Origin of the sequence: Aquitalea sp. ASV11 (assembly GCF_016429185.1) — a bacterium.
In the GTDB taxonomy this organism is placed as follows: Bacteria; Pseudomonadota; Gammaproteobacteria; order Burkholderiales; family Chromobacteriaceae; genus Aquitalea; species Aquitalea pelogenes.
Map to the genome: position 1 here is coordinate 117,147 of NZ_JAELUD010000002.1, position 19,745 is coordinate 136,891.

The window sequence follows — 19,745 nt, forward strand, 5'->3', positions numbered from 1 at the left end:
TTAGCTGAGGAGGTTCAGTGGGCGGTGTTGTACGCCGTGGAAGTCAATTAACCGGCAGGGAGCCACTTCCGGCTGTGTTCTGGTTTGAGGGGCGCTTCTTTTTTCTGAACAAGAGATAGTAGACATAGACCGGGAACAGCAGTGCAACCAGTGCAGTAAAAATGCCCATAAAGTAGCGGCGAAAATTGTTATGGATGATGGTGATGGCACTATCCTGGGGCGATGCCGGGTTGTAGTGTATTTGCAGAGTTGAACAAACAGGATGTTTGGCCATGCTTCGGTGGGCATCCTGAGTAAACTGGAAGGTCACTTCTCCGCCGATCGCCTGCCGGTTGCTGACGTATTGCTTGCCATCGACCTGATATTGGTAAGTGTATACCGGTTCAAGAACGCGATGCCTTCCACCATGGCTGTCATTTAACCGCGCTTCAGTGATGATGGCATCGGTGACTTTCCATGTGTCGGTTGCCTGAACTTCCTGCCATTCTGATATGAGCTTATTGAACATGATGAGTGATAGGCACAAACAGGGTGGCGTGATTATTATTTGTATGAGCCATGAGGTAATGCGTGCATATTTTGCAATAGTCATTTTGTGCCATTTATTTCAATATGAATAAGCAAAAAATATTACTCAAAAGTGGTGTTGGTTTTTTGTTGAGGTGAGGCAAGTAGTGTCATGCAGGTTGTGAACTGATGGCATGGCGATGGATTGGTATTAACTGTTTTTGGTTTAAATGACCAGCCTGTCTTTCTTGAACAGAAAATAGTAGACATATCCGGGAAGCAGGAGAATCAGAAAGCTCACCAGTATGGCTATGTAGTCGATCAATCCATGGTCTGTATAAATAGTGATAGTGCTTTGATGAGGGGTTTTCGGGTTGTACTTTATGCGCAGTATCGAGCCGATCGGGTGTTTTATAATGTTCATGTTGGCATCCTGAATATTTTCATATCCTCTGCCGGAGCCTATTGATTGCCTGTCGCTAGTGTATTGCTTGCCGTTTACGGTGTACTGATAGGTATATATTGGACGCCATATGATACGTCTGATACGTTCCTGATCCAGCCGTGAGGCAATAATATGTGCATCGGTTTCAGGCCAAGCTTGTGCAGCATGCTCCTCCATGATTTTTGAAATGGCTACGTTAGATATGTTGATGGCAATCTGAATACAGATACAGGTAGCGACTATCAGTAGCAGCCACGATATGGCGATGGACAGTAAAGCACGCATCATTGCGTATCCATTTGGAATTATTTGCCGCCAATTTACTCTCTGTGGCTATGCTTGCGCAAGCTGACCTCGCCAGCCATGACATCTCCACCCGCCACCACATCGCCATCCGTCTGGTAGCTGCCTCCCTCCTGCCGCACATCCCCACTGAACACTGCGCCATCACCCCCTTTGATGGCCATGCCGCCTTGGCCGCTTAGCTGTTGGCGCACCATCACCTGGCCGGTAAATTCGGCCTGCGGGCTGTCAAAGCGCATGCCTTCCGTCGCGGTGAGGGTAAAGGTTTTGGTGGTGCCTGCTATTTGGCCGTCTTTAAACACAAAAGTATCGCCAAAGGCGTTAAACACGGCGGTTTCGCCGGGGGCCAGGCCTTGCACACGAAACTGGCCGTTTTCTGTTGCGATGATGATGCCGTGGCTGGTTTTGCCGCCCAGCGGCAGCACCACGACGGCGGTGCCGGGCGGCGGATTGCTGCTGAAACCGAACTGCTGGAACAGCTCCAGGTCGGGCAAAGCTTCACCGGACAGGCCTTCCACCTGGGCCAGCTGGCTGGCCGCGCCATTGCTGGTGAGGCCCAGCACGCCACGGAAAGCCTGGCGGATACCGGCCAGGGCGCGGCTGATGCGGCGGTCGATGTCCGGGGTCATGGTTGTCCTTTGCTGAGGGTGGCGGGCTGGCTGACAGCCGCTATGACGGCAAGGAAGTGCCGACACCGGTGATGGCGCAGCGGCTGGAAACCCCGATGCTGTCCGAGGTGACCCAAAGCTATCTGGCCTACTACCAGAAGCTGGACAAGGTGGCGATGCTGCGCAAGGTGACGGCGGTCATGCCGCTGCTGGTGGATATCATCGGCGACAAGCCCATCGGTCTGCTCAAGCAAACCGACCTTGAGGCCTACTTCGAAGCGGTGCAAACCCTGCCACCGCGCTGGAAAGACATCTGCCGTCAGGAAAAACTGCGGCCACTGGAATTAGCCAAGCAGCAACGCGGCGAGATGAGCAAGGGGACGTGGTCTGTCCCGCCCTCCATGGGCAATGGCCCATATTTTCTTACCCAGTCCACAGCCAAGAGCTTACTTTTGGCAGCCGCATGCCCTTCATCGCTTGAGCGCTGCAATAACCAGGCGCACGGCTAGTGATGACTGTTTTCTGCTTACATAATAAGCATGGTGACCTGTGAATGTCGGAAACCAGTCTTGCAATACCCATATAAGCCGACCCGCCTCGACCAGTGGCTGGGCCAGTGCCAGCGGAAGGTATGCCAGCCCGAACCCGGCCAGTGCTGCATCAAGCATTTGATATGCGTTATTGAAGACTAATTGTCCTCTGACTTTTACGTTTAACCAGTTGTCACCCTTGCGTAGCTCCCATGACATGAGGGAGTCCTTGGTCGGTAGTCTGAGGTTGATACAGTTGTGTGCTGTCAGGTCTTGCGGGGTAACGGGAATGGGGTTGTCCTGCAGATATACCGGTGAGGCCACGATTGACATTGTCTCATCAGGCGCGATACGAACCGCGATCATGTCTTTTTCGACTTCATCCCCCAATCGAATCCCGATGTCGAAGCGACGCTCGACGATGTTGGCAAATCCGTAATCATTGATGATCTCGACACTTAACTCCGGGTATTGTCTCAACAATGGTTGCAACTTTGGCCAGACGTATTGATTGGCCGCATAGTCGGTCGCGGTGATCCGCACCTTTCCTACAGGGCGTTCTCTCAACGCTTTTACTGACTCCAGTTCAGCTTCTATTTCTTCAATCCTGGGTGCTATGGCATTCAGCAGTTTCTGGCCAGCTTCGGTCGGCGCTACGCTGCGAGTCGTTCTCGTCAGTAACAACATGCCAAGCCTTGCTTCCAGTGCACTGACTGTTCTGCTCAGTGATGACTGAGAGGTGCCCAGCAACAGTGCCGCTTTGGTGAAGCTGCGTTCACGTGCCACTGTCAGCAGTGCAACCAGATCATTCAAATCCTGTGTTTGCATTAATGCACCTGTGAATAAGTGTTTCCCTATTCTGCCATCTAGTGCCAAAGCTTGCCGAAGATTAAATTTAATGCACGTGGCAGGAAGCATTGATTCCGGGATGACGGGAATTCAACTCAATGCGTTGAGCTGCTTGTGCCAGTCACTCTTCCCGGCTGCCGCTGCACTGATGGCAAGTAATCTGATTGTCGGTGAAAGACGTCATGCTGATCAGATGTGAATTGTTCTACTTGCAAGTCAATCATCAACTAGTGCGCATACTTTCTCAAACTTGTTCTGGAAAGTAGCCATGTAATCAGATAAACCATGAAAGATAACAGCATGACTAATCCAAAAGTCACTGCCGGGCGGGATCAGCTTGGAGACTTCGCACCCAAGTTTGCAGAGATTAACGATGATATTTTGTTTGGACAGGTGTGGTCTCGTGATGTCGAGCTATCTCAGCGTGATAGAAGTCTTATTACCGTGACGGCATTGGTTTCCAGTGGAATCCTTGATGGTCCACTCAGTTTTCATATGCAGACTGCCAAGAATAATGGTATTGCCAAAGATGAAATTGTGGAGATACTTACACATTTGGCTTTCTACATAGGTTGGCCTAAGGCCTGGGGTGCATTCAGGAGTGCCAAGGAAATATGGAGTGAATGAAAAAGTGTTTTACCTGGCGAGTTTGCTAAGATATTTGGGTATAAAATAATGAAATATGCAAGTAAAGAAATATTTGAAAATATCAATATTTTTGGTACGGGTGACTCAAATGAAGCCTATGCTGAATATTTTGTCGGGAAGTCATATTTGAATTGGCTGTTGAAACCAGGTGTTGCTCCCTTGTTCATGGCTAATGTTACATTTGAACCGGGCTGTCGTAATAATTGGCATATTCATCATGCGCAAAGTGGTGGTGGGCAAATACTGATTTGTACTGCAGGTGAGGGCTGGTATCAACAGGAAGGTGAGCAGGCAGTAAGCCTGAAGGAAGGTTCTGTTGTCTATATTCCGGCAGGTAAAAAACACTGGCATGGTGCAAGGGCTGACAGCTGGTTCAGTCATATTTCTGTCGAGGTACCAGGTAGTGAGAGTAAGAATGAATGGTTAGAGCCAGTCAGCGATGAGTATTATCATCAACTTCATCGTGTTTAAATAATGGCACGGAAGACGATTCAGAGTAATCAACTTCCGTGCCATCTTTTGTGTGTTACCTGATTTGTGAATAATTAACGATTGATCAGTGCTGCACGTGAAGGAGGATAACGATCTCCTGCTACCGGGATACCTGCTAAAATGTCGGCTATGTGCTGCTGTTCTATGGCAGAAAGCCTTATTTCAGCTGCTGCAAGGTTTTCCATGAGACGACTGGTCTTTGTTGTTCCCGGAATGGGCACCAACCAAGGTTTCTGTGCCATTAACCAGGCCAAAGCAATTTGCGCCGTGGTCACACCTTTTGCCGCGGCAATTTCTTGTAACGCCAGGACCAGTCCCTGATTCGCTTGCCGCATCTCAACCGAAAAACGGGGCACTACATTGCGGAAGTCATCCGTAGTGAATTCGGTGCTGGCGTTGATGGCTCCGGTCAGGAACCCTTTCCCGAGTGGACTGAAAGGTATGAAACCGATGCCCAGTTCATCCAGAACAGGTAGCAGTTGCTGCTCGGGTTCTCTCCACCAGAGTGAATACTCACTTTGCAAGGCCGTAACCGGCAAGACCGCATGCGCTTTACGAATAGAGTCAACACCTGCTTCAGACAAGCCAAAGTGCCGCACTTTACCTTCCGCGATGAGATCTTTCACGGTTCCCGCAACATCTTCCATAGGGATATTGGGATCTACACGATGCTGATATAGCAGGTCGATGTAGTCTGTGCGCAAATAGCCCAGTGACTTTTCCACTGCATTGCGAATACTTTGCGGGTGACTATCAAGGCCGTCATTAACGTTGCCATTCCGAAAGCCGAATTTGGTTGCAATGACAACTTGATCACGTACTGGCGCCAGTGCTTCACCCACCATTTCTTCATTCTGTGCACCATAAGCTTCGGCGGTATCGAATAGCGTCACACCTTGCTCGAAAGCGGTACGAATCAATTTGATGCCATCCCGACGATCAATGGCAGGGCCATAACCAAAACTCAGGCCCATGCAACCATAGCCTATTGCTGAAACGCTCAGGCCAGAGCGGCCAAGCAGACGTTTTTCCATGTGGGTTCTTTCTTCAGCAATTCAGGACTGGATGACGGGTTGTTTGATGTCACCAAAACGGAAAGCCGAAGTGACACCGCCGTCCATCAGGATGTCACTGCCGCTGATGAAGGTTCCATCTGGCCCCATCAGCAGGGCTGCAACATGTCCTACCTCATCCGGAGTGCCTGCACGACCAACCGGGCTACCTTCAATCATGCGACGGTACCCTGCACCGCGAGGACCATTGAGTTCATCATTTGCCAGCGGGGTGATGATGATGCCGGGACTGATGGTATTGACCCGCGCCCCTCGCTGCCCCCAGCGTACTGCTTCGGCCATTACACGGAGTGAATTTCCGCGCTTGGATAGTTGGTAGGCATGCAGGGTGTCCACCACCTTGGACGGCTGCAGGAAATCAAGTTGCAGTAGTTCTTCTACCGGGGTCATGGCAAGTGCCCGATCCTGCTGGTCGGGCAGGGCTGGCAAACGATGCCCAGATTGTGAGGCAATGACAACTCCCGAGCCTCCATGCGCGATGACATTGCCAAACAGTTCCAATACAAGTGCGGTGCCATAAAGATCGACACGCAAAATCGTTTCTACCCCTGCCTGGGAAGGGGAGACGCCGGCCGCATGTATCAATCCGGTAATCGGCCCAAGCTGTTCTGCCTGTTCAACCAGTGCCTGCACCGATTGACGTGAACCCACATCCACACAGGCGGCAGACGCAATGAATCCTGCATTACGGAACTGAATGGCAGCTTGTTCAGCATCTTGAAGACTCAGCGAGGCAAGCAGGATCTGTTTGTTTACACCAATCCGCCGCGCAATGGCCTGGCCAATCAAGCCGGCACCTACAACGACAACGACTTCTTTTTGCATGATCTCGATTCCTGTTAGTGTGCATGTGCTCACTATAGAAAATTGAGTATCAATCAAATAGCCGATAAAAAATTGCATGAGAAGCAATTTTTTATTGATAATTGATTGCATAGTCCATGCGAAAAGTGTCCTATGCCGATCAATGAATTACGCTCCATTTCCATGTTTGCCAAGGCGGTGGAGTTAGGGAGCATCCGTAAGGCTGCGCTGGCGCAGGGCGTATCCGCACAGGCGGCGACACAGGCTATCTCGATGCTGGAAAAGCACCTGGGTGTGAGGCTGTTGCATCGCACCACGCGCAGCCTGGCCTTGACGGAGGAGGGGCAACAGTTCCTGGAAGATGCTCAGCCTGCACTGGCTACGCTTGAACGGGCTGTCAATACTGCAAGAGCAGGCAAGGAGGGAATTGCCGGACCATTACGTATTGTCGGTCCCAAGTCATCTTTTGCCGGTATCCTGATGCCGCTGCTGGATGAGTTCTGCCGGATCAACCCTGGGGTAAGGCCGGATGTGCAGCTTGATGATGGACTTGGCGATTGGGTGCTGGACAGGGTGGACGTCGGTTTTCGTATTGGGGTGTCTGCGCAGGAAGGCGTCATCAGTCGTCGACTCTTCCCGGTTCAGTTAATCGTTTGCGCTTCACCCAACTATCTGGTTCGCAACGGTATGCCGACAACAATAGAAGAGTTAAGCCTTCATCGTTGTAGTGTTTTCCGTCATCCGGTGACCGGTAAGGTATCGCCTTGGTACTTGACCGTAGATGGTAAAGTGGAACAACGACACTTCACTCCTGCTTTTTGTAGCAACGACACGGAGTTGGAAGTTCAAGCCGTTCTTTCCGGGCAAGTGATTGGGCAATTGGCCAATCTCTCTGTCGCGCCTCATATCCGTTCCGGCTCGCTGATTCCGCTTTTCCTTTCGTATGTCAGTTCACCAATTTCACTCCACGTGTACTATGGCAGCCGCAATGCATTGCCAGTAAGGGTCAGGGCTTTTCTCGATCTCGCGATTGCAAGGTTATTCGACAGTCCTGACTTCATTTTGAGCGATGGAGAGCTTGCTGCGGCACATGAGGCTTATTTGGCACGTTTGGCAACAAACTAATCAGGTATCCGGGCGGCTATGTTTTCTGTATTGCCAGGCTGGTGTGGCAATACAACGCAAAAATGGCCACGCACTGAATGGCTATCGGGTTTCAATGCGCGTACAACAATAAGGATCACTTCGACGATAGCGGTTTATCGGACAAGAGCTACCTCGCGGTGCAGAGCAGGGCGCAGCGTATGGCGTGTGCCAGATTGCAGTCATACCGTGGTGCGGAGTTAACAGGAGTACACACTGCCCAGGCACAATCGAGGGTCAGTTTGAGTGCTGGAATTGCACAAGGAGCAGTGCATCACTGAACAGTATTTGCAAATCTGCTTTGCCGTCATGTCGAACCCACTGGGTGACGACAACTCGGATGATTGCAAAAAGTACATTGGGGTAGAGGTGTCTTTCAAGTGACAGCTGCGGGCTCTCAGTCGAGACTTTCTTTGCAATGATGTCTGCAACCTCATCGGCCAGTTGCGCAGTCATTGCATGTTTTCGCGCACTGATTTGTGGGGATGATTCAATCACCCGTTCCAATGAGAGATAAAAATCCTTGCGGGATGCATACAGTGCAAGTAACTCACGTGCACTGGAAATCAGCGCATCCATGATCGGCTCTTGTTCTGCTCTGTGCACCAGCCCTGCAAGAAAGCCCGACATGCTTTCCTCCAGCCAGCTCAGGACGATGTCTTCTTTGGTGGGAAAGTACCGTAACAGCGTACGAGGTGATATTTCGACGGTTGCGGCAATTTGATTGATGTTGGTGACCTCGAAGCCTTGCTGGCCGAATAGTAGCAATGCCGCTTCCAATAACTTCAACCGGGTCTTGTCCTTCTTTGACTGCCTTAAACCCAAGGTCAACTCCTTCAAGTTCTGGTTACATCATCAGCTAGCTGATTGATTGGGCTGCATAGCAGACGGGACAGTCCAGATGGACATGCGCCATACGTGAAAGTATGGCGCATGTCGGTGGCAACAGGCAGATTGTAGCCAGCCAGCCAGCCAGCCAGCCAGCCAGCCAGCCAGCTTGCTTGTTATGACATGGTTCAAACCATGTGGACGAATTTTGTCAGCAGATAGGCACTGATGCCTTCGATACCATTTTCACTACCATAGCCACTTTGCTTGACACTGCCAAACGGCCCCTCAGGCATACCAAAATAATATGTGTTGATACCGACCATTCCGCTCTCGATGCAATCCGCCAGCAAATTTGCCCGAGCCTGCGAGCGGGGGAATGCGTATGCGCCAAGACCGAAGGGAAGGCGATTGGCCTTGTCGATTGCATTTTCCAGTTTTTCAAAGCGGGAGATGGTGGCGACCGGGCCAAATGGCTCCCGGTTCATGATCTCTGCATCTTCTGGTACGTTGGTCAGTACAGTCGGAGCCCAGAAAAATCCCTCACCTTCGATGCGATATCCACCGGTTTCCAGTTTGCCCCCGCGTGCCAGTGCATCGGCGATCAAGTGTTCCATTGCTGCCAGGCGGCGGGCATTGGCCAGAGGTCCCATCTTTGTTTCTGGATCGAAACCATCCCCCAGTCTGATCGCCTTGGCTCCTTGTGCAAATGCGGTCACGAATTGCTCGAGCATCCTGAACATAGAAGCGAGTCGGTGCAATGCAGCTGGCACCTGCGTTAAAGAACGTGTTCGGTGCCGATGCGGCAACTGCCGCTTCTATGTTTGCGTCGTCACAAACAATGACCGGTGCGTGGCCATCCAGCTCCATGGTGATGGGCGTGATGTTTTCTGCCGCCAGTTTTGCCAACTTTCGACCAACCGGCTCCGGAGCTGCGAATGAAACCTTGCGGATAATTCTGGAAGCCACGAGTGTGCGAGAAATCAAGTCAGGATCGCCCAGCACTACATTAAGAACACCAGCAGGCAAACCAGCTTCAGCGAAGGCTTCGGCAATAAGCAGACAAGTGGCCGGTGTTTCTTCCGAGGGCTTGATTACCATGGAGCAACCGGCAGCGAGAGTGGCTGAGATTTTGCGGCCGGTCAGTAGTGCAGGGACGTTCCATGGAGCGAATGCAGCCACTGGGCCGATTGGTTCATGGGATACCACGGCTCTGCCATAGGGAATACGTGGCTGCAGGGTACGGCCATAAATGCGCTTGGCTTCTTCGGCGCACCATGTCATGGAGTCAAGCGTCAAATCTACTTCCATCCGCGCTTCGGCACCTGGTTTGCCAACGCCCAGCGTCAACATGGATTCAAGCTGCTCACGACGCTCTCTCAGCCACGCAACAGCTCGTTCGATTACAGCTGCACGTTCCCATGCCGGTACATTGCGCCAGGTTTTAAAGCCGCGCTGAGTCGGACTCAATGCCTTTTGCAAGTCCTCAGCCGTGGCATGTGGCATGGCTCCCAGTACCTTGCCGTTCAGAGGGTTGATCACTTCGCTGTGAGTCCGGTTGTCGCCAGCCAGCTTCTGGCCATCGATCCATGAATAAAGTGGGAGGTAGGGTGTTGGGGATATCAGTAGACTCCTGTCGATTAAAGGAAAGGCACATTGGCGGCCTGAAGTTCAGACCAATACTGTGTCGCTGAGTGACAAATATCGCTAAGTGACATAATTGTGCGTGGTGTATTTGGTCCGTCAGCCATGCAGCATGGCCTTGCCTTTATGGACGTCTTGCCAAGCGTGACGAGGAAGATGATCAGCTCTTGGTTCGGTCTCAAGAACGGTGACAGGCCAGAGAGAGTTCTTCTTGGCTCAGCAAGAAGTCAGGAGAGTCAGTCAGTCTGTCTACTGCCAGATCAATGAAGCGTCTTACCCGCGCAGGTTGTGCCGCCCGGCTGCCGTAATAGACAAACAGGCTGTAATGATCGGCCATGTTTTCCAGCAGGATCGGCACGAGCTGGCCACTGCGGATGAGGTGCGCTGCGGTGGGCGCAGCAAGTTGGGCAATCACTTCACCTGCCAGTACGGCACGCAATTCAATCGTCTCGTCATTGGTACAGAAGACTGGATTGACCGGTTGATCCTGCATGCTGTCGCCTACCCGCACACGCCAGGGCACCACGCGTCCATCACTGGCCCGTCGAAAGGCGCTGCAACGATGGGCGCCAAGTTCGTACAGGCTCTGTGGCATGCCGTATTTGCGTATATAACTGGGTGCCGCGCAGATAATCAGCTGCATGGGAAACAGGCGGCGCGCCACCAGCCCTTCCTGTGGTGAATTGCCCAGCCGGAAGCCGACGTCGATGCGGTCTTCCACCCAGTTTCCTATGCGGTCATCCAGCTGCACATCCATTTGCACTTCCGGATAGAGCCGACAGTATTCGTCCATCACCGGGCCTATCACCGCATGCAGGGTCGTACGCGGTCCGACGATGCGCAGCGGCCCGGAGAGTTCGTCCTTGCTTTGGCGCACGGTGGTGAGGGCTTGCTGAAAACCGATCAGCGAAGGTTGTACCGCTTCCAGAAAGCGTTGTCCCTCTTCGGTCAGCGACATGCTGCGGGTAGTACGGTGGAACAAGCGCACGCCAAGGTACTGTTCCAGCTGCCCCAGGGCCTTGCTGGCAGCCTGTGGTGAGATCTGTTGAGCCTCTGCGGCCTTGCTCAGACTGCCCAGTTCTGCCGTACGGACAAAGGTGGTGATGGAGCGCAGCTCGTTAATTGACATGTTTTAACCTGGCTTAATTAACATCAAAAAGTTGTATATCATTCAAATGATAATGCTCTAGTTGAATGTCTGTCCGCAAATTAAAGTTACGTTCATCAATGACACTGACTAGCAAGAGTGCAGGGTACAGACATGAACAACTTTACTTTTTTCAATCCCACCAAGATTGACTTCGGTACTGACAAAGAGCAGCAGATCGGCCAGCACCTGGCTGAGCATGGCATCAGCAAGGTGCTGCTGTGCTATGGCAGCGAGCGCATCAAGCGTGACGGCCTGTTTCAGACGGTGAGCCAGAGCCTGGCGGCGCAAGGTATCGAATTTGTCGAATTCGGCGGCATTGTCAGCAATCCGCTGCTCAGCAAGGTGCGTGACGGTATTGCGCTGGCGCGCGGGCATCAGGTGGGGGCCGTACTCAGCGTGGGTGGCGGTTCGGTGCTGGACAGCAGCAAAGCCATTGCCGCCGGGGTGGCTTACGCTGGTGATGTGTGGGATCTGTTCATCGGCAAGGCGGCCATCGATTCCGCATTGCCGGTGTTTTCCATCCTCACGCTGGCGGCCACCGGCAGCGAGATGAACAGTGGCGCAGTGGTGACCAACGAGGCCACCAAGGAGAAATTTGCCATCCAGTCGGTGCATACCTTCCCGCGTGTGTCCATTGTCAACCCGGCGCTGATGCAGACGGTGTCGCGCGACTATCTGGTGTATTCAGCGGCCGACATCATTGCCCACTGCATTGAAGGTTATTTCACCGCCACGGTGCAACCGAAGCTGCACTCGCGCATGGTGGAGGCCATCGTCAAGACCGTGATCGAGAATACCCAGGTCTTGCTGGAGCAGCCGGACAACTATCCGGCCCGCGCCGAATTTGCCTGGGCGGCCACGCAGGCGCTCAATGGCCTGATCTACGCCGGGACTGCCGGTTTCAGCTACCCCAATCACATGATCGAGCACGCCTTGTCTGCACTGTTCAATGTGCCGCACGGCGCTGGTCTGTCAGTCATCATGCCGGCCTGGATGAAGTGGTATCACGAGCGCAACCCGGCCCAGTTCCAGCGATTTGCCAAGCAGGTGTTTGATCTTGATGGCGGCCTGCAAGGCATTGCCGCACTGGAGGGCTGGTTTGACCGCATCGGCACCCCCACACGGCTGTCACAGCTCGGGATCACCAGGGTCGATCTGCCGGCCATCACTGATGTGGTGCTTGGCAATGCGCAGTGGTTTGGTATTGCGGACATCTACACGAGAGACGTTGTGGCAGAGATTCTGCAACTGGCCCTCTAAATCACATCAATCAAGGAGAAAACAATGAGGAATGAAGTCATCGTCATTATTGGTGCGGGTGGGATCGGTGTTGCCATCGCACGTCGTCAAGGTTTTGGCCGTACCGTGCTACTGGCTGATTACAACGAGACAACCCTCAATCAGGCTGCGCAATCGATGCGTGATGCCGGTTACCGGGTTGAGACGAAACGGGTTGATGTTACCTCGCGTGAATCTGTCCAGGAACTGGCGGCGGCTGCAGCGGCACTTGGCGATGTGATGCAGGTTGTCAATACGGCAGGCCTGTCACCAAACATGGCACCCGTTGAAGATGTGTTGAAGGTCGACCTGTATGGCGCAGCGGTAGTGTTCGATGAATTCGGGAAGGTCATTGCACCCAAAGGGTCTGGTCTGATCATCTCCAGCATGGCCGGTCACATGATGCCAGCGCTGCCGCCCGAGCAAGACCAGGCGCTGCTGCATACGCCGACCGAAGAACTCTTGTCCCTGCCTTTCCTGCAAGCAGAGGCTATCCCGAATACGGTGGTGGCTTACATGATCGCCAAGCGCGCCAACCACCTCCGTGTGCAAGCCTCTGCAATCAGCTGGGGTGCGCGTGGTGCACGTGTCAACTCCATCAGTCCTGGCATTGTTGTTACACCGCTGGCACTGCATGAGCTGAACTCGGAAATCGGAGGTATGTACCGCGCCATGATTGAAGCATCCCCTGCCAAGCGCATGGCACCGCCAGATGAAATTGCCATTGCTGCGTCCTTCTTGCTGGGACCGGATGCCGCATTCGTTACCGGCAGTGACCTGCTGATTGATGGCGGTGTAATCGCAGCAATGAAAACCGGAGCATTGGCGACACCGGATTAAGAATAGCTTTGCATTACTTGGTCAAGTGAAAGGCAAGTCGTTTGTTACAAGACGGCTTGCCATTACGTAATGTTCTTGTTTCCGGCTATATGCTGCTGTCAGGAAAAGAGTAGTCAAGGGTAAAGTGACAGGTAATATTTTGATGACACACATTTTGATTCTCGGTGCCAATGGTCAGTTGGCCAGGCATACCATTCCATTTCTTCTTGCTCACCAAGACGTACGGTTAACCCTTTATTTGCGTCGAAAAAACCGGCTTGCCAATCCAGATCCGGAACGTGTGTCCATGATTGAAGGCGATGTCCTTGATCAAGTTGCACTCCAGGCAGCAATGCATGGTCAGGATGTGGTTTATGCCAATCTGGCAGGTGATATGGCGGCTCAGGCGCAGAGCATTATCACTGCAATGAAGTCTGCTGGCGTGCGTCGTCTTATTTTCATTAGCTCGATGGGTATTCATGGCGAAGTGCCGGGGGAAAAATACCGCAGCGTTTTAGACCCATACCGAGATTCGGCAGCCCTCGTAGAGGCCTCTGGGCTTGACTACACCGTGCTGCGTCCAGGTTGGTTCACACGTGACCAATCGTTCAATTACCAGTTGACCAGGAAAGGCGAGCCATTCAAAGGGCATGACGTATCGCTGAACAGCCTTTCCACGCTGATTACCAAGCTTGCACTTACTCCAGGCCTGGAGACTGGGCAGAGCCTGGGTGTGAGCAAAGCATGAACCCTCAAAATAAGCCAGTGAACCACGGCATGGTGCTAAGCATCATCATGGTGAGTTACCTGATGCTGGTGGTTGATACGTCCATCGTGTTGACAGGGCTGCCACGCATCCAGGCTGCACTTGGTTTTACCCCAGCCGGTCTGTCCTGGATCCAGAATGCTTATACCCTGGCGTTTGGTGGTTTCCTGATGCTGGGAGCACGGACTGGCGACATCCTGGGCCGACGTCGCATGTTCATCACGGGCCTTGCCATTTTTACTTTGGCCTCCCTTGCAATTGGCTCGGCAAGCAGTCCCGCCTGGATGATCACCTTTCGGGCGGTCCAGGGCTTGGGGGCTGCTGTTTTGGCACCATCAACACTTGCCTTGATTTCCACGCACTTTGAAGAAGGTCGCGCACGCACTCGGGCACTTTCGCTGTATGCAGCCGCTGCAGGAATCGGTGCTACTGTTGGCATGGTATTGGGCGGATTGCTGGCAGACCTCATTTCCTGGCGCGCAGGATTTTTCATCAACCTTCCAATTGGTATTGCGCTTATTGTCGGAAGTTTACGGCATATAAACGAAACCCCACGGCAAACAGGCCGCTTTGATATTGCCGGTGCGCTGACCTCCACGCTCGGTATGTGTGCACTGGTATTTGGCATTGTTGAAGCAGCTGAGTCCGGCTGGGCATCGCCATTGACCTGGGGCAGCATCACTATCGGACTAGTGCTATTGATGACATTCATCCGGATTGAGTCAAAGGCCAGGCAACCGTTATTGCCGCTGACGCTGCTGGATGATGCAAAGCGTAATGCTGCCTACCTTGCGCGTCTGCTGTTTCTGAGTGGGATGGTTGGCTTCTGGTTCTTTACTGCACAGTACTTGCAAGGTGCACTTGGTTTCACTCCGATGTTGGCCGGATTGGCATTTATCCCGGTAACCATTCCCCAAATGCTTACTTCGCTTACTGTGCCTGTCGCAGTAAAACGTTTTGGCCATCGTCGTATTTTGCTGACAGGGCTCTCGGTTTGTGCCACTGGAGTTTTGTTGCAGGGTCTTGGTGCTGTGCACCTGTCTTATGTTGGTGGTGTGCTATTACCCATGTTGCTGGTGGGATTCGGACAAGGTTGGGTGCTGGCACCACTGACTGTTGCCGGAGTGGCCGGGGTCGCGCCAGAAAATGCAGGTGCTGCTTCCGGTATTCTCAATGTGGCTCACCAGATTGGCGCAACCTTGGGGCTAGCCATTCTGGTTGTGGTTTATTCCGGTGGACATGCCACTGCCTATGATGCGGCGGGTATGGCTTTGCATACCGGGTTTGTTCTTTATATGTCAGCGCTATTCCTGATTATCGCTTTGTTTGTATCCCTGCGTTACATCCGCTTTCATCCAGTGACCCAGTCATATCAGCGGAACACAAATTACAAGGTCACGGAGCAAGAGGCCTGATTTTATCGGTATTGCGCGTATGACATCTTGACAAGGAAGAATGATATGCAAACAACGACACTGAACAACGGCATCCAGATGCCATTGCAAGGATTCGGTGTATTTCAGATGAGTGACCAGGCTGAGTGCGAAGCCTGTGTCTCTGCAGCCTTGCAGACTGGTTACCGACTGATCGATACCGCAGCTTCCTATGGCAACGAAGAGGCAGTTGGACGTGCGATTGCATCCAGTGGCATTCCGCGTGAGCAACTGTTCATCACGACCAAGCTTTGGTTGCACGATACAGGCTACGAACGAACGCTACAGGCTTTTGAACGTTCCATGGCAAGGTTGCAGCTTGACTATCTGGACCTGTATCTGATCCATCAACCATATGGCGATATCCATGGCTCATGGAAAGCCATGGAACAGCTGTACCGGGATGGACGTATTCGTGCCATTGGCGTCAGTAATTTCCATCCGGATCGTGTCATGGATTTGGTGATGCGTAACAAGGTTGTGCCAGCGGTAAACCAGATCGAAACACACCCATTCTGTCAGCAGACAGCTAGTGCACGGTTTTTGCAGGAGCAGGGCATCCAGATCGAATCGTGGGGGCCATTTGCGGAGGGGCGTAATAATCTTTTTGGTAATGAAGTATTGCAAGATATCGCGCAACAGCATGGTCGTTCTGTGGCTCAGGTCGTTCTACGCTGGCTGCTGCAACGCGGCGTGGTTGCCATTCCAAAATCCATCCGTCCGGAACGGATGCTGGAAAACTTTACCATCACGGACTTCGAATTGCGTGCCGAAGACATGGCCAGAATTGCTACGCTCGATACCGCAAGCAGTGCATTTTTTGATCACCGGGATCCCGCAATGGTGAAGTGGCTCTACGAAGCACATCGCCCTACCTGATTGCGCTGTGTATTCAAATCATGTTCCAGGTAATGGCTGACAGGATGATTCGAATACCGTTATTTAAGCCAGCATATGACGTTTGTGAGATGAACGTGGCGAGGACTGCATTGGTATTATTCCGATTGCGTCCTGTACGTGATCCAGTTATTTTTTCGGTGATGGCATTGAATCAACAAAGCGGGGAGAGTCCTATGGGCTTTCCCCGCTTTTCCTATCAATCACACCGTGTGAATTACTTCAAGTCTGGTCAAACAATGCAAGAGTTATAGCAACTCAATTGCCAAGGCAATGCCTTGCCCCCCGCCTATGCAAAGTGTTACCAGGCCTCGCTTCAGTCCCGCTCGCTGGAGGGAGTGAATCAGACGCGTCGTTAAGATCGCACCAGTCGCACCAATTGGATGTCCATGCGCAATGGCGCCACCTTCGACATTGACAATGTTTTCATCGATTCCCAATTCGCGCATTACCGCGAGCGGTACCGCTGCAAAAGCTTCATTAATCTCAATTCGGTCAAGTTGATCCAGTGTCCAGTTGGCACGCTGCAGGGCTTGTTTGACTGCGGGTACGGGGCCAATTCCAAACATGCCCGGTTCAACCGCAGCAATGCCAAATGATACTAAGCGTGCGAATGCTTGCAAGTTGTTTTTTTCAGCAAAACTTCTTTCAGCCACAATCAGTGCTGCGGCACCGCTATTCAAGCCTGGCGCATTTCCTGCGGTAATGGTTCCGGGGGTACGGAATGCCGGCTTCAGGTTTTGTAATATTTCCAGCGTGGTGTCTGGACGATTGGCTTCGTCCCGTTTGAACTGATGGATGCCTTGTTTTGTTTCTATCTCAACTGCAGCTATTTCAGCATCGAATACCCCAGTGTGCTGCGCGGCAGAGAAATTAAGTTGTGATCGTAGAGCCCAGCGATCCTGATCCTCACGGCTGATATTATATTTATCCACCAGATCTTCTGTATGCCATCCGGAGTGTTTTTGAGAAAATGCATCAACCAGACCGTCATGCAGCATACTGTCAAGAGCCTGTACATTGCCCATGCGCGCTCCCCATCGGCCAGTGGGTAGCAAGTAGGGTGCCATATCCATGTTTTCCATGCCCCCTGCAATTATCGCCTTGGAGTAAGCAAAGCTGATTTCTTGAGCGGCAGATACGATTGCTTGAACACCAGACCCGCAGACACGGTTGACGGTAAAGGCCGGTACCGCGTCGGGCAAGCCGCCAGCGATGGCGGCCTGGCGTGCAGGGTTCATGCGGTTTCCGGCTTGGATAACATTACCCATTACCACGCCATCTATTTTTTCAGGATCAAGTCCGGAGCGTCTTAGCGTCTCGCGAATCACTACACCACCAAGCATCATGGCGGAGATGGACTTCAAGGATCCACCAAATGAACCAATAGCGGTTCGTACCGGGTGGCACAGTACAATTTCTTGTTTGCTCATTTTAATCTCCTGTTGGTGCAGATATGAGACTGTGATTCGCTGATGGAAAGTTTTAATCCTGACTAAGCAAACCGATACAAAACTGGCTGATGTCTTGGCTTGGGCGTGCGCTGGTTTTATTGTGTTATTGTGCTGCCACGCCAGATGGCCACAACACCTGTGGGTACATTCAGGAAGAAGGCTCGCGGCCATCCAGGCGACACGATGACAAAAGCACCAAGGCTGGCGCAGATTGCCTCAGGCTAATCCGAAGGTCTTTCTTATCCCTTGGCTGACTGGTCCCGCAGGCATGAAGCGTCGCAGTCTCGCCAGTAACGAGGCTTTGCCTTTGGGTGTGTGGCGCATCTTCCACCGTCCCAGTGCCGCCTCGACAATGGTTGCGGCAACGCCGTCAGGATTCGGTGCTTGCTGGACATTGGCCTGAATGGCGATGGAGACGACAACACGTTCCAGGTCATAAGCTGGTATTTGAGTGCAGGTTTGTGGTGCATTGAGATCGAGATTGGTCTTGGTGAATGCCGGTTCCACCAAGGACACACGAATGCCGAATTGGCGGACTTCGTGATCAAGCGTCTCGGATAATCCTTCAACTGCATGTTTGGATGCAGCATAAAGTGCCATATAAGGTGCCGGTAGAAAGCCCAACACCGAACTGATGTTCACGATGCGGCCGGAGCGCTGTGCGCGCATATAGGGAAGTACCGCCTTGATTACGCGTAACAGGCCGAAAAAGTTGGTGTCGAACAAGGCCCGCGCTTCAGCCATGGATGTCTCTTCCATTGCACCAAGCAAGGTGACTCCTGCGCTGTTGACCAATACGTCGATTCGCCCGGCCTGATTGATGATGGTCTGGATGGTCCGTTGGATTGCATCTCCATCACGCACATCCATTTCCAGCAGCGCAACCCCTGCTATGGGTTGCGCCTGTGTCAAATTTCGCACCGTGCCGAATACCAGGCATCCCTGCTCGGCAAATTTCAGCGCGGTAGCTTGTCCGATACCGGATGACACGCCGGTTACAAGAACAACTTTGGTATTCGTCATGGTGCTATCTCCTGTTTGAATTTCAGAATGCAGGTGGGTTGGCTACCAAATCGGCATTGAAAGCATCAACCAGGGCATGTTCATTCGGTCCCGGATTGGCGCGAATGGCCCGAACCGTTTCGACCACCACTTCAGGTATTTCTGTTGCCAACCCTTGCATGGTTTCGGCGATAAAGGCTTCAACGGCATGGCGCGCGGATCTGCGCCTTTCTTGATCAGGTCGGTATCTACCCAGGGCGGAGCAATTTCCTGAACGGTCACATTGGTATCACGCAAAATGACCTGATATTCCTGCGCGGCCAAGGCATCGATGAAAGCCGGATCCCAGAGACCAAGTACTCCCCGGAATCGATGACACAGCACAATCGGCTTGCCCTATGGGCCTTGACGGAACAGGAATGTCCAGTAACTTGCAAAGTGCAAGTTAATGCTAAGACCTAAACTTGTAAAATGCAAGTGACTTGTCTAGAATTTTGTACATGAAAAATGAAAACCCGACCCCCGCCTGCCCTGAGGGGTATCGTTCCACCTGCCCGATCGCCAATGTGCTCGATATCGTTGGTGACAAATGGACGCTACTTGTCGTGCGTGATTTGTTCCATGCTGGCAAGCATCGCTATGGAGAATTCCAGTCTTCGCCTGAGGCCATCCCGACCAACATTCTGGCTGACAGGTTGAAACGTCTGGAAGCAGCCGGCCTGGTCAAAAAAGAGTTCTATCAAGACAAACCGCCACGTGCGGAGTACTTCATCACCCCCAAAGGGGCAGATTTGGCTGGCGTATTGCAATCGTTGGCTCAGTGGGGACAGAAGCACATACCCGGGGTCGTTACCCCCGAGCATTTCTGCCAACCTGAAATAAGAGAATGAACAAGCCGGTATGCAGGCCGGTGTCTCTGGATGTACCTGCAATGTTCTTCAGGATGAAATGGCGTGACTGGTCAGCTTGTATCTCTGGCTGACAAGACAGCAGGGTAGTGCCAGGGGAGTGCTACGCCACCTGCAGGAAACCAAAGAAGCTGCACCCTCCGGTGCAGCTTCTTTTGTATTGG

General features: G+C 52.5%; 21 protein-coding genes and 1 pseudogene. 10 read left to right on the forward strand and 12 right to left on the reverse strand.

Annotation, left to right across the window (positions count from 1 at the left end):
- Nucleotides 1-43: 43 nt before the first annotated feature.
- The 3 genes from JHD62_RS01600 to JHD62_RS01610 form a co-directional block, all read right to left on the reverse strand.
- On the reverse strand, nucleotides 44-592 hold the full coding sequence (locus JHD62_RS01600; RefSeq protein ID WP_199101494.1) for a DUF3592 domain-containing protein: 549 nt from the start codon (nucleotides 590-592) through the stop codon (nucleotides 44-46).
- 141 nt (nucleotides 593-733) lie between these two features.
- Complete coding sequence (locus JHD62_RS01605) at nucleotides 734-1,240, reverse strand: DUF3592 domain-containing protein (protein ID WP_199101495.1); 507 nt, start codon at nucleotides 1,238-1,240, stop codon at nucleotides 734-736.
- Nucleotides 1,241-1,272: 32 nt separating this feature from the next.
- Entirely contained in the window at nucleotides 1,273-1,884 is a 612-nt protein-coding gene (locus tag JHD62_RS01610; RefSeq protein WP_199101496.1) for a phage baseplate assembly protein V, read from the reverse strand.
- 2 nt (nucleotides 1,885-1,886) lie between these two features.
- Here JHD62_RS01610 and JHD62_RS01615 point away from each other — a divergent pair, with 2 nt between their 5' ends.
- Nucleotides 1,887-2,372 (forward strand): hypothetical protein, encoded by a 486-nt coding sequence (locus tag JHD62_RS01615; protein WP_199101497.1) that lies wholly within the window; start codon nucleotides 1,887-1,889, stop codon nucleotides 2,370-2,372.
- Here the strand turns inward: JHD62_RS01615 and JHD62_RS01620 are convergent.
- Nucleotides 2,334-3,221, reverse strand: coding sequence for a LysR family transcriptional regulator (locus tag JHD62_RS01620; RefSeq protein ID WP_199101498.1), 888 nt, complete (start codon nucleotides 3,219-3,221; stop codon nucleotides 2,334-2,336). The genes JHD62_RS01615 and JHD62_RS01620 overlap by 39 nt on opposite strands.
- Nucleotides 3,222-3,527: 306 nt before the next feature.
- On the opposite strand from JHD62_RS01620, the gene JHD62_RS01625 reads away from it, so the two are divergent.
- The gene (locus tag JHD62_RS01625; protein ID WP_233160499.1) at nucleotides 3,528-3,869 is read left to right on the forward strand and encodes a carboxymuconolactone decarboxylase family protein; all 342 of its coding nucleotides are present in this window, start codon (nucleotides 3,528-3,530) and stop codon (nucleotides 3,867-3,869) included.
- A gap of 48 nt (nucleotides 3,870-3,917) precedes the next feature.
- Nucleotides 3,918-4,361 carry a cupin domain-containing protein gene (locus tag JHD62_RS01630; RefSeq protein ID WP_199101499.1) on the forward strand — a complete coding sequence of 148 codons (444 nt, stop codon included), beginning with the start codon at nucleotides 3,918-3,920 and terminating at the stop codon, nucleotides 4,359-4,361.
- Nucleotides 4,362-4,435: 74 nt separating this feature from the next.
- Here the strand turns inward: JHD62_RS01630 and JHD62_RS01635 are convergent, their stop codons facing one another.
- On the reverse strand, nucleotides 4,436-5,416 hold the full coding sequence (locus JHD62_RS01635; RefSeq protein WP_199101500.1) for an aldo/keto reductase: 981 nt from the start codon (nucleotides 5,414-5,416) through the stop codon (nucleotides 4,436-4,438).
- A 21-nt stretch (nucleotides 5,417-5,437) separates the two neighbouring features.
- Entirely contained in the window at nucleotides 5,438-6,391 is a 954-nt protein-coding gene (locus JHD62_RS01640; protein ID WP_199101501.1) for an SDR family oxidoreductase, read from the reverse strand.
- Nucleotides 6,392-6,412: 21 nt separating this feature from the next.
- Between JHD62_RS01640 and JHD62_RS01645 the strand changes: the two genes are divergently transcribed.
- Nucleotides 6,413-7,384 (forward strand): LysR family transcriptional regulator, encoded by a 972-nt coding sequence (locus JHD62_RS01645; RefSeq protein ID WP_199101502.1) that lies wholly within the window; start codon nucleotides 6,413-6,415, stop codon nucleotides 7,382-7,384.
- A 255-nt stretch (nucleotides 7,385-7,639) separates the two neighbouring features.
- Here the strand turns inward: JHD62_RS01645 and JHD62_RS01650 are convergent, their stop codons facing one another.
- The 3 genes and pseudogenes from JHD62_RS01650 to JHD62_RS01665 all read right to left on the reverse strand — a co-directional run bounded on the left by JHD62_RS01650 (nucleotide 7,640) and on the right by JHD62_RS01665 (nucleotide 11,003).
- Nucleotides 7,640-8,242, reverse strand: a complete 603-nt coding sequence (locus JHD62_RS01650) for a TetR/AcrR family transcriptional regulator (protein WP_199101503.1) — start codon at nucleotides 8,240-8,242, stop codon at nucleotides 7,640-7,642.
- Between the two features lie 176 nt (nucleotides 8,243-8,418).
- Nucleotides 8,419-9,736, reverse strand: a pseudogene (locus JHD62_RS23035) (NAD-dependent succinate-semialdehyde dehydrogenase).
- A 316-nt stretch (nucleotides 9,737-10,052) separates the two neighbouring features.
- Nucleotides 10,053-11,003 (reverse strand): LysR family transcriptional regulator, encoded by a 951-nt coding sequence (locus JHD62_RS01665; protein ID WP_199101505.1) that lies wholly within the window; start codon nucleotides 11,001-11,003, stop codon nucleotides 10,053-10,055.
- A gap of 132 nt (nucleotides 11,004-11,135) precedes the next feature.
- Between JHD62_RS01665 and JHD62_RS01670 the strand changes: the two genes are divergently transcribed.
- The 5 genes from JHD62_RS01670 to JHD62_RS01690 all read left to right on the forward strand — a co-directional run bounded on the left by JHD62_RS01670 (nucleotide 11,136) and on the right by JHD62_RS01690 (nucleotide 16,199).
- Complete coding sequence (locus tag JHD62_RS01670) at nucleotides 11,136-12,284, forward strand: iron-containing alcohol dehydrogenase (RefSeq protein ID WP_199101506.1); 1,149 nt, start codon at nucleotides 11,136-11,138, stop codon at nucleotides 12,282-12,284.
- A gap of 24 nt (nucleotides 12,285-12,308) precedes the next feature.
- On the forward strand, nucleotides 12,309-13,142 hold the full coding sequence (locus JHD62_RS01675; RefSeq protein ID WP_199101507.1) for an SDR family oxidoreductase: 834 nt from the start codon (nucleotides 12,309-12,311) through the stop codon (nucleotides 13,140-13,142).
- A 142-nt stretch (nucleotides 13,143-13,284) separates the two neighbouring features.
- Nucleotides 13,285-13,869, forward strand: coding sequence for an NAD(P)H-binding protein (locus JHD62_RS01680; RefSeq protein ID WP_199101508.1), 585 nt, complete (start codon nucleotides 13,285-13,287; stop codon nucleotides 13,867-13,869).
- The gene (locus JHD62_RS01685; RefSeq protein ID WP_199101509.1) at nucleotides 13,866-15,302 is read left to right on the forward strand and encodes an MFS transporter; all 1,437 of its coding nucleotides are present in this window, start codon (nucleotides 13,866-13,868) and stop codon (nucleotides 15,300-15,302) included. Before JHD62_RS01680 ends, JHD62_RS01685 begins: the two co-directional genes overlap by 4 nt.
- A gap of 45 nt (nucleotides 15,303-15,347) precedes the next feature.
- Entirely contained in the window at nucleotides 15,348-16,199 is an 852-nt protein-coding gene (locus tag JHD62_RS01690; RefSeq protein ID WP_199101510.1) for an aldo/keto reductase, read from the forward strand.
- Nucleotides 16,200-16,465: 266 nt separating this feature from the next.
- Here JHD62_RS01690 and JHD62_RS01700 read toward each other — a convergent pair whose 3' ends face one another.
- The 3 genes from JHD62_RS01700 to JHD62_RS01710 form a co-directional block, all read right to left on the reverse strand.
- Nucleotides 16,466-17,650, reverse strand: coding sequence for a thiolase family protein (locus JHD62_RS01700; RefSeq protein WP_199101511.1), 1,185 nt, complete (start codon nucleotides 17,648-17,650; stop codon nucleotides 16,466-16,468).
- 237 nt (nucleotides 17,651-17,887) lie between these two features.
- Nucleotides 17,888-18,694 (reverse strand): oxidoreductase, encoded by an 807-nt coding sequence (locus JHD62_RS01705; protein WP_199101512.1) that lies wholly within the window; start codon nucleotides 18,692-18,694, stop codon nucleotides 17,888-17,890.
- 42 nt (nucleotides 18,695-18,736) lie between these two features.
- Nucleotides 18,737-19,057: a hypothetical protein gene (locus tag JHD62_RS01710; RefSeq protein ID WP_199101513.1), complete on the reverse strand. Its 321-nt coding sequence runs from the start codon at nucleotides 19,055-19,057 to the stop codon at nucleotides 18,737-18,739.
- A gap of 116 nt (nucleotides 19,058-19,173) precedes the next feature.
- On the opposite strand from JHD62_RS01710, the gene JHD62_RS01715 reads away from it, so the two are divergent.
- A complete protein-coding gene (locus tag JHD62_RS01715) occupies nucleotides 19,174-19,563 on the forward strand; it encodes a helix-turn-helix domain-containing protein (RefSeq protein WP_199101514.1) in 390 nt (129 codons plus the stop codon).
- The last annotated feature ends 182 nt before the right edge of the window (nucleotides 19,564-19,745 follow it).

Bases quoted from the DNA above. Each gene is read 5' to 3' on its own strand.
- JHD62_RS01600 (WP_199101494.1), bottom strand. From the start codon at position 592: ATGACTATTGCAAAATATGCACGCATTACCTCATGGCTCATACAAATA.
- JHD62_RS01605 (WP_199101495.1), bottom strand. From the start codon at position 1,240: ATGATGCGTGCTTTACTGTCCATCGCCATATCGTGGCTGCTACTGATA.
- JHD62_RS01610 (WP_199101496.1), bottom strand. From the start codon at position 1,884: ATGACCCCGGACATCGACCGCCGCATCAGCCGCGCCCTGGCCGGTATC.
- JHD62_RS01620 (WP_199101498.1), bottom strand. From the start codon at position 3,221: ATGCAAACACAGGATTTGAATGATCTGGTTGCACTGCTGACAGTGGCA.
- JHD62_RS01625 (WP_233160499.1), top strand. From the start codon at position 3,528: ATGAAAGATAACAGCATGACTAATCCAAAAGTCACTGCCGGGCGGGAT.
- JHD62_RS01630 (WP_199101499.1), top strand. From the start codon at position 3,918: ATGAAATATGCAAGTAAAGAAATATTTGAAAATATCAATATTTTTGGT.
- JHD62_RS01635 (WP_199101500.1), bottom strand. From the start codon at position 5,416: ATGGAAAAACGTCTGCTTGGCCGCTCTGGCCTGAGCGTTTCAGCAATA.
- JHD62_RS01640 (WP_199101501.1), bottom strand. From the start codon at position 6,391: ATGCAATCAATTATCAATAAAAAATTGCTTCTCATGCAATTTTTTATC.
- JHD62_RS01645 (WP_199101502.1), top strand. From the start codon at position 6,413: ATGCCGATCAATGAATTACGCTCCATTTCCATGTTTGCCAAGGCGGTG.
- JHD62_RS01665 (WP_199101505.1), bottom strand. From the start codon at position 11,003: ATGTCAATTAACGAGCTGCGCTCCATCACCACCTTTGTCCGTACGGCA.
- JHD62_RS01670 (WP_199101506.1), top strand. From the start codon at position 11,136: ATGAACAACTTTACTTTTTTCAATCCCACCAAGATTGACTTCGGTACT.
- JHD62_RS01675 (WP_199101507.1), top strand. From the start codon at position 12,309: ATGAGGAATGAAGTCATCGTCATTATTGGTGCGGGTGGGATCGGTGTT.
- JHD62_RS01680 (WP_199101508.1), top strand. From the start codon at position 13,285: ATGACACACATTTTGATTCTCGGTGCCAATGGTCAGTTGGCCAGGCAT.
- JHD62_RS01685 (WP_199101509.1), top strand. From the start codon at position 13,866: ATGAACCCTCAAAATAAGCCAGTGAACCACGGCATGGTGCTAAGCATC.
- JHD62_RS01690 (WP_199101510.1), top strand. From the start codon at position 15,348: ATGCAAACAACGACACTGAACAACGGCATCCAGATGCCATTGCAAGGA.
- JHD62_RS01700 (WP_199101511.1), bottom strand. From the start codon at position 17,650: ATGAGCAAACAAGAAATTGTACTGTGCCACCCGGTACGAACCGCTATT.
- JHD62_RS01705 (WP_199101512.1), bottom strand. From the start codon at position 18,694: ATGACGAATACCAAAGTTGTTCTTGTAACCGGCGTGTCATCCGGTATC.
- JHD62_RS01715 (WP_199101514.1), top strand. From the start codon at position 19,174: ATGAAAAATGAAAACCCGACCCCCGCCTGCCCTGAGGGGTATCGTTCC.